The following is a 6,790-nucleotide window of genomic DNA, read 5'->3' on the forward strand; positions in this document are numbered from 1 at the left end:
TGCAACGGGATGCGCCGCACCGCGAGCGCGGTTGCGGTCTCGCGGCTTAAACAGGGCTCGGGGGGCAAGCGTTGCACGCGCCGGCGCCGGGGCGGCGGCGGTAAGCCGGAAGGTGGCGCCGCAGCGCTCCCGGCAACTCGTACGGGCATCCCGGCCGCTCCGGGGACCCGCGCGGGAACCAATGCCGCCTGATCGTGTTATACAATTTGCAAGGCCGGCGACGACGGCTTAGCCGGTCATCCGGACCGGCGAATGCTCGGGAAGCGTTGGCGCGGCAGTGCTTCAGACATGGAGTACGAGATGCTGTACTGGGCTCTGGTGTTCTTTGTCATCGCCCTGGTGGCTGGCGCCTTCGGGTTCGGCGGCATCGCCGAAGCCTCCTCGGGCATCGCGCAGATCCTGTTCTTCCTTTTCCTGGTCCTGTTCGCTGCGAGTTTGATTTTGGGCCTGGTCCGGCGTCGCTAGACCCAACGGCCGTCCGCACCGGACAGCCGCATTCCCCGCAAGACGCCCGCGCCCGGCTTGCCGCCGGACGCGCGAGTACCCCAAAGCCTCTCGATGTTAGCCTCGCACCTAACGGCAACGCCTTCGGGCGTTGCCGTTTTTGTTTGCGCCGTCTTCGTTTGCATATTCGGGCCGGAACAGCACAGGGCCGCGCCGGAGTGCCCGGCGCGGCCCTGTGCTGCATGATTGGTCAATCCGTCTCGTCGTCGTCCGCGGGGGAGCGGCCCTCCATCAGCAGGCGCAACGCACGCCGGCCGCGCGACAGGCGCGACTTCACCGTGCCGATGGAGATGCCCAGGATGTCGGCCGCCTCGCCATAGCTGATGCCCTCCAGGCCGATCAGCAGCACCACCTCGCGCTGTTCCGTGGGCAGCAGGCCCAGCGCGCGGCGCAGGTCGCGCAACTCCAGGCGCACGATCTGCGCACCCGACGCGGCGCCGATGGCCGCCTGCGCCTCGCCGTCGATGTCCACCACCGTCTGGCGGCGGCGGATGCCGTTGATGTGCAGGTTGCGCAGAATGGTGAAGAGCCAGGCGCGCAGGTTGCTGCCCGGCCGCCACAGGTGCAGGCGGCTCAACGCGCGTTCCAGGCATTCCTGCACCAGGTCGTCCGCCAGCGTGGCGTCGCGCACCATGGCGCGGGCGAAGCGGCGCAGGCGCGGGATCTCCGCTTCGATCTGCGCGATCACCGCCGGGTCGGGCGGGGCGCCGGGTTCTGCCGGGACGGCATCCTCCGGCCCCTCGGCTTCTCCCGCCCCGTCGACGGCGTCATCGTCGGCGACGGGATCGTCGGTCAGGTCCGCCGAAGCGCCGACGGTGTCGGCGATCTCCAGGGCGACCGGCACGGTGTCGAGTTCCGTTGCGCGCAGGCTGCGCGCCACATGACTGGCCATTGCTGCGTCCCAGCTCCCAATCTACGGCCGTCCCTGCCGCCTTCCCAACGGCGGGACGCTCTTCCCCGGCAACAACGCCGTGCCCTGCACAAATGATCTGCCGATGCGCAGTGCACTTGAGGTATCGCCGGATTCCCCAAAGACAATCGCGGGCTGGTCTGTACGTAATGACCGCGGAGTGCCGTCGCCAGTTGGGAAAAAGGCTAGCCGATCCTTCAATTTTGCACGAATGCCCTACGATCCACCTCGATGGATTCACCGATCGGAGAAGCATTACTGCCCGTGCGGCGCACGCCGCCATGTTTTTGGGGAGGAAAATGCGGTTGATCAAAAGGAAAGGACCGGACGAGAGGCATCGTCCGGTCCATCATATTCCTGATTCACGCGTTCATTACGGCAGATCGTGGCCTGGGACCCGCGCAGCGGCACGGCCGTTCCCTCTATCTGCCGCCGCTGCCAGCGGTTCTTGTGTGCCGCTTCCGGGGCGCTTCCTTCCCTTGTGCGAGGTTCTTTTCTCTTTCGTCTCGCCTGAACGAGACAATACCGAAGTCCCCATCCGGGGAATATTCCGACGATGGCGGTACCTGCGCCTTCTTCCTGCCTACGCCGTTTGGAGAGGATACGGCACGGGGCGGAAGAATTACCGCAGAATCGCCCGCCGCCACCGATCCAATTCCTAACAACAGGCCGAAATCATGAAGCGAAGCCTCTTTGGACTTCTTCTCGCCGGTACGGCGTTGCTTTGGCCGGTTGCCGGGGAGGCCGGTCCGAAGGACCGCTCCACAAGCAAGACGCGCACCACCAAGGTGGAACGCACCATCCACATGCAGCACACGGCGGTGAAGGACCGCACGCTGCTGGCGCTGGAATCGCTGGCCACCAAGGGCAGCGCGCGCGCGCAGTACGAACTGGCCCAGCGCTACGACGGCTCGAAGCCCAGCCCCAAGGACACGACGCGCAACATGCGCCTCGCGCTCACGCTGTACTGCAAGGCGGCCCGCCAGGGCCATGCGGAGGCGGCGGAGCGCGCCGGGCGCATGCTGATCCGCGGCACCGGCGCCCTGGCCCCGGACGAGGAACTGGGCAACGCGTGGCTGCGCAAGGCCAAGGCCGGCGGCGGCAAGGCGCCGGAGAAGTGCGAGCCGCCGCAGTTCCGCTCGCTCCCCGGCACCTTCGCCACGCCCCCGGCGGAGATCAAGGCGGCGGTGCACAAGATGGCGCCGAAGTACGGGCTCGACCCCGACCTCGTGCTCGCCGTCATCGCCGTGGAATCGGCCTTCCGCACCGATGTGGTGTCGCACAAGAACGCCATGGGGCTGATGCAGCTGATCCCCGAGACGGCGGCCCGCTTCGGCGTGACCGACCCGTTCGACCCGCAGCAGAACATGCGCGGCGGCATGATGTACCTGCGCTGGCTGCTGGCCTATTTCGAGGGCGACGTGACATTGGCGCTGGCCGGCTACAACGCCGGAGAAGGGGCGGTGGAGAAGTACCGCGGCGTGCCGCCCTACGCCGAGACGCAGGACTACGTCGTCAAGGTGCACAGCCTGTACAAGTTCAAGCGCCACCCCTACGACGCCGGCGTCACCCGATCGGCCGGCCTGCCCCGCGCCAAGGAGGAAGTGGCGGAGCTGTCCTACGCGTCGGCGTCGACAGCCAAGCGCGCTCAGCCGAAGAGGGCGTCGATGGAGGACTGATCGAGGGGCGACGGCCCCTCCTCGTCCTTGCCCTTGTGGTCCTTCTTCACCCCGGCGGGCGCGGCGGGGGCCGCCGGGGCCGCCCCGTTCAGCAGGCGGTCGATCTCGTCCTGGTCGACGCCGCTGTCGGTGGGGCCGTTCAGCAGGTGGGCGTCGGGACGGGCGTCCACCGGTTCCGCCACCAGTTCCGACGCCTTGACCCCATCGATGCTCCAGATGTCCATGATCGCCATGATGCGCTGCTCGATGTAGCGCAGCGCGTTGACGACCTTGGTGGTGCGCTGGCCGGTCAGGTCCTGGAACGAGCAGGCGGTGAAGATGTTCGTCACCTCGGCGTCCAGCGTGTCGCACAGCGCGGCCGGCGCGCCCGCCTGCCGCAACCCGGCCGTGACCTCCAGCATGCGCTCGGCGGCGTTCAGGATCTCGATGGACGCGCGTTCGGTGGACAGCACGATGGCGTCCAGCTCGTTGGCGGCGGTGGCGATGCGGTCGGACCCGTCGTCCTTCGGCCGGATCGAGGCGATCTCGCGCCGCGCCTGGGCGATGGAGGCGCTCATGTCCTGCAGCTCGTGGCGCAGCACCTCGATGCGGTGCACGGCGGTGGCCGCCTGCTCGTGGCGCAGCCACGCGGTGTGCAGCTTGTCGACCAGCGCCTCCACCTGGTCGATCCCCATCGTGCGGGACCGCCGGGCGTGCTCGGCCAGGAAGGCGCGGCCCTTGGGCGTGCGGGAGATGAACGCCTCGAGCTGACGGTAGTCGTCCTCGGGCAGTTGCACGCTCTCGGCCATCCCCACCTCCCCTTCGGACCATGGCTTTGGTCCGTCTTGGCATATTTCCCGGAAATGCCGCCTAATACAACCTTGGCATTCGCATCCGGAGGGAGGGCATGCGCCATGCGTGATTTCCAGCGCTCGGGCCGGTCCACGGTGTACGGCGGGCACGGCATGGTCGCGACCTCGCACCCGCTGGCCACGCTGGCCGGGCTGGACGTGCTGCGCGCCGGCGGCAACGCGGTGGACGCGGCATTGGCCGCGGCCGCCGTGCTGTGCGTGGCCGAGCCGCACATGACCGGCATCGGCGGCGACGTCTTCGCCCTGTACGCCCCCGCCGGCGGCGGCGTTCTGGCTCTCAACGGCTCCGGCCGGGCGCCAGCCGCGGCGACGCCGGAGCGCTTTGCCGAACTCGGCGTCACCGCCATCGGCGCCGACAGCGTGCACGCCGTCACCGTGCCGGGCGCCGTGGACGCGTGGTGCCGGCTTTCCGCCGACCACGGCAGCAAGCCACTGGAGGAGCTGTTGCGCCCGGCCATCCGCTTGGCGGAGGAGGGCTGCCTCGTGCAGCCGCGCGTCGCCCGCGACTGGGCGGTGCACGCCCCCAGGCTGTCCCGCCATCCGGCGACGCGGGCGCTATTCCTGCCCGGCGACACGCCCCTGGCGGAGGGCGACCGCTTCCGCAACCCGGCGCTGGCCGACACGCTGCGCCGCATCGGCAGCCACGGGCGCGCCGGCTTCTACGAGGGGCCGGTGCGCGACGACATCCTGCGCACGCTGCGCGACCTCGGCGGCCTGATGACGGCGGAGGACTTCGCCGCGCAGGTGAGCGACTACGTCGAGCCGATCCGCACGGAGTACCGCGGCCACACGGTGCACGAGTGCCCGCCGAACGGCCAGGGCATCGCCGCGCTGATGATCCTCGACACGCTGGCCGGCACGCCCGCCGACGATCCCGGCGCCGGCCCGGCCGAACGCGCCCACTGGCTGGCCGAGGCCACCAAGCTCGCCTACGCCGAGCGCGACGCGACGGTCGGCGACCCCGCCTTCGGCCCCATCCCTGTGGCCGATCTGTTGTCGGAGGCCGCCGCCCGCAGCCGCCGCGCCCGCATCCGCCCTGACACCGCCCTGCCCCATCCCCCGCCGCCGCACGCCGAGCACAAGGACACCGTCTACCTCTGCGCCGTCGACCGCGACGGCAACGCCATGTCCTTCATCAACTCGCTGTTCGACGCCTTCGGCAGCGCCATCACGGCACCGGGCAGCGGCGTGCTGCTGCACTGCCGGGGCCGCTCCTTCCGGCTCCAGGCCGGCCATCCCAACGCCGTGGCACCCGGCAAGCGGCCGCTGCACACCATCATCCCCGGCATGGTGACGAAGGGCGGGCGCGCCGTCATGCCCTTCGGCGTCATGGGCGGGCAGTACCAGGCGACCGGCCACGCCCAATTCCTGCTGGACGTGCTGGGCCGTGGCCTGGAGCCGCAGACCGCGCTGGATCTGCCGCGCAGCTTCGCCGAGGGCGGGGTCCTGCGCATCGAGACGGGCTTCGCCCCGGCGGTGATGGACGACCTCGCCGGGCGCGGCCACCGGGTGGAGTGGTCGCCGGCCCCTATCGGCGGCGGGCAGGCGGTGTGGATCGACCACGCCCGCGGCGTGCTGGCCGGTGCCTCCGACCCGCGCAAGGACGGCTGCGCGCTGGGCTGGTGACCAAGCGCCGGCAAGCAACGATCGCTTAACCGCCCGCGGCCTACCCTGGACCTCCGCGCATCGGGGAGGTTTCATGACCTACGTCCTCGTTCTGGTGGCCTGCCTGTCGGCGGAGCCCGGAAAGCCGCCCGGTTCCTGCCATGTGGAGCGGTTGCCGCTTCCGGGCATCGCCAACGCCACGGCCTGCCACCTCGCCGCTCGCCTGCGGCTGACGGAGTGGCTGAACGCCGGCAACGACATCCGCCGCCTCGCCGACGCCCGCTGCGAGGAGGCCCCGGTCCCGCAATCCGCCTCGCTGGGCAGCCCGGTGCCCTGACCTCTGCGGAACCCGCCGGGCGCTTCGGTGGTTGCTTCCCCCGGATGTGAACGAGGGGAAGGAGCTGACCATCATGCGCACGGGCCTGACGATTGCCGCCGGCATCCTGGCCGGCCTGTGGATCGACACCGCGCGGCGCTCCGCGCGCGCCGAGCGGGAGCACCCGCCCACCGGCGGCTTCGTCAACGCCGACGGCGTGCACCTGCACGTGCTCGACCAGGGGCGCGGCGCGCCGGTCGTGTTCATCCACGGCGCCGGAACCTGGAGCGAGGACTTCACGATCGCCGGCCTGATGGACGAGGCCGCCACGCGCTGGCGCGCCATTGCCATCGACCGGCCGGGCTGCGGCTACAGCGACCGCCCGTGGGGTGCCGGCAGCCCGCAGGCCCAGGCGGACATCCTGCACGCCGGTGTGGTCCGGCTGAACGCCAGCCGGCCGATCCTCGTCGGTCACTCCTTCGGCGGCGCCGTGGCGCTGGCCTACGCGCTGCAGTACCCGGAGGAGGTGGGCGGCGTGGTGTTCATTTCCGGCTACGCCTTCCCCACGCCGCGCGCCGACTTCGTGCCCTTCATGGCGCCGGCCATTCCCGGCGTCGGACAGGTGCTGAGCCGCACGGTGGCGCAGCCCATCGACCGGGCGCTGCTGCCGGCCCTTTTGAAGCGCGTCTTCGCCCCCAATCCGGTGCCCGCAGCCTATTGGGAGCGGGCCGACATGCTGCTGCGCCCCGGCCAGCTGGAAGCGTCGGCCGGCGACATCGCCGCGCTGATCCCGGCCGCGCGCGAACTGTCCGCCCGCTACGGCGATCTGAATTGCCCGCTGGCCATCATCGCCGGCGACGAGGACCGCATCCTCGACCCGCAGGCCCAGGCCGTGCGCCTGCACGACGCGGTGCCCGGCTCGACC

7 protein-coding genes are annotated in these 6,790 nt (G+C 70.5%); 5 read left to right on the forward strand and 2 right to left on the reverse strand.

All coding sequences use genetic code 11. The features are described 5' to 3' along the window. Positions 1 to 300: 300 nt before the first annotated feature. Positions 301 to 465, forward strand: a complete 165-nt coding sequence (locus VED21_RS06235; protein WP_324881467.1) for a DUF1328 domain-containing protein — start codon at positions 301 to 303, stop codon at positions 463 to 465. Between the two features lie 229 nt (positions 466 to 694). Here the strand turns inward: VED21_RS06235 and VED21_RS06240 are convergent, their stop codons facing one another. Beyond that, positions 695 to 1,396, reverse strand: a complete 702-nt coding sequence (locus VED21_RS06240; protein ID WP_324881459.1) for an RNA polymerase sigma factor — start codon at positions 1,394 to 1,396, stop codon at positions 695 to 697. Between the two features lie 695 nt (positions 1,397 to 2,091). Here VED21_RS06240 and VED21_RS06245 point away from each other — a divergent pair. Continuing rightward, positions 2,092 to 3,093 (forward strand): transglycosylase SLT domain-containing protein, encoded by a 1,002-nt coding sequence (locus VED21_RS06245; RefSeq protein WP_324881460.1) that lies wholly within the window; start codon positions 2,092 to 2,094, stop codon positions 3,091 to 3,093. Here the strand turns inward: VED21_RS06245 and VED21_RS06250 are convergent. After that, positions 3,063 to 3,881, reverse strand: coding sequence for a protein phosphatase CheZ (locus VED21_RS06250; protein ID WP_324881462.1), 819 nt, complete (start codon positions 3,879 to 3,881; stop codon positions 3,063 to 3,065). The two genes, VED21_RS06245 and VED21_RS06250, sit on opposite strands and share 31 nt — an antisense overlap. A gap of 105 nt (positions 3,882 to 3,986) precedes the next feature. On the opposite strand from VED21_RS06250, the gene ggt reads away from it, so the two are divergent. The 3 genes from ggt to VED21_RS06265 form a co-directional block, all read left to right on the forward strand. Then, a complete protein-coding gene (gene ggt, locus VED21_RS06255) occupies positions 3,987 to 5,570 on the forward strand; it encodes a gamma-glutamyltransferase (RefSeq protein WP_324881463.1) in 1,584 nt (527 codons plus the stop codon). A 73-nt stretch (positions 5,571 to 5,643) separates the two neighbouring features. Next, positions 5,644 to 5,886: a hypothetical protein gene (locus VED21_RS06260; protein WP_324881465.1), complete on the forward strand. Its 243-nt coding sequence runs from the start codon at positions 5,644 to 5,646 to the stop codon at positions 5,884 to 5,886. Between the two features lie 73 nt (positions 5,887 to 5,959). Beyond that, the coding region (locus VED21_RS06265; protein WP_324881466.1) for an alpha/beta hydrolase at positions 5,960 to 6,790 on the forward strand (831 nt) is incomplete at its 3' end.

Source organism: Azospirillum sp., assembly GCF_035627195.1.
Taxonomy (GTDB): Bacteria; Pseudomonadota; Alphaproteobacteria; order Azospirillales; family Azospirillaceae; genus Azospirillum.

What these genes read in the sequence shown, in the direction of transcription:
- VED21_RS06235 (WP_324881467.1), top strand. Translation starts at nt 301, where the DNA reads ATGCTGTACTGGGCTCTGGTGTTCTTTGTCATCGCCCTGGTGGCTGGC.
- VED21_RS06240 (WP_324881459.1), bottom strand. Translation starts at nt 1,396, where the DNA reads ATGGCCAGTCATGTGGCGCGCAGCCTGCGCGCAACGGAACTCGACACC.
- VED21_RS06245 (WP_324881460.1), top strand. Translation starts at nt 2,092, where the DNA reads ATGAAGCGAAGCCTCTTTGGACTTCTTCTCGCCGGTACGGCGTTGCTT.
- VED21_RS06250 (WP_324881462.1), bottom strand. Translation starts at nt 3,881, where the DNA reads ATGGCCGAGAGCGTGCAACTGCCCGAGGACGACTACCGTCAGCTCGAG.
- ggt (WP_324881463.1), top strand. Translation starts at nt 3,987, where the DNA reads ATGCGTGATTTCCAGCGCTCGGGCCGGTCCACGGTGTACGGCGGGCAC.
- VED21_RS06260 (WP_324881465.1), top strand. Translation starts at nt 5,644, where the DNA reads ATGACCTACGTCCTCGTTCTGGTGGCCTGCCTGTCGGCGGAGCCCGGA.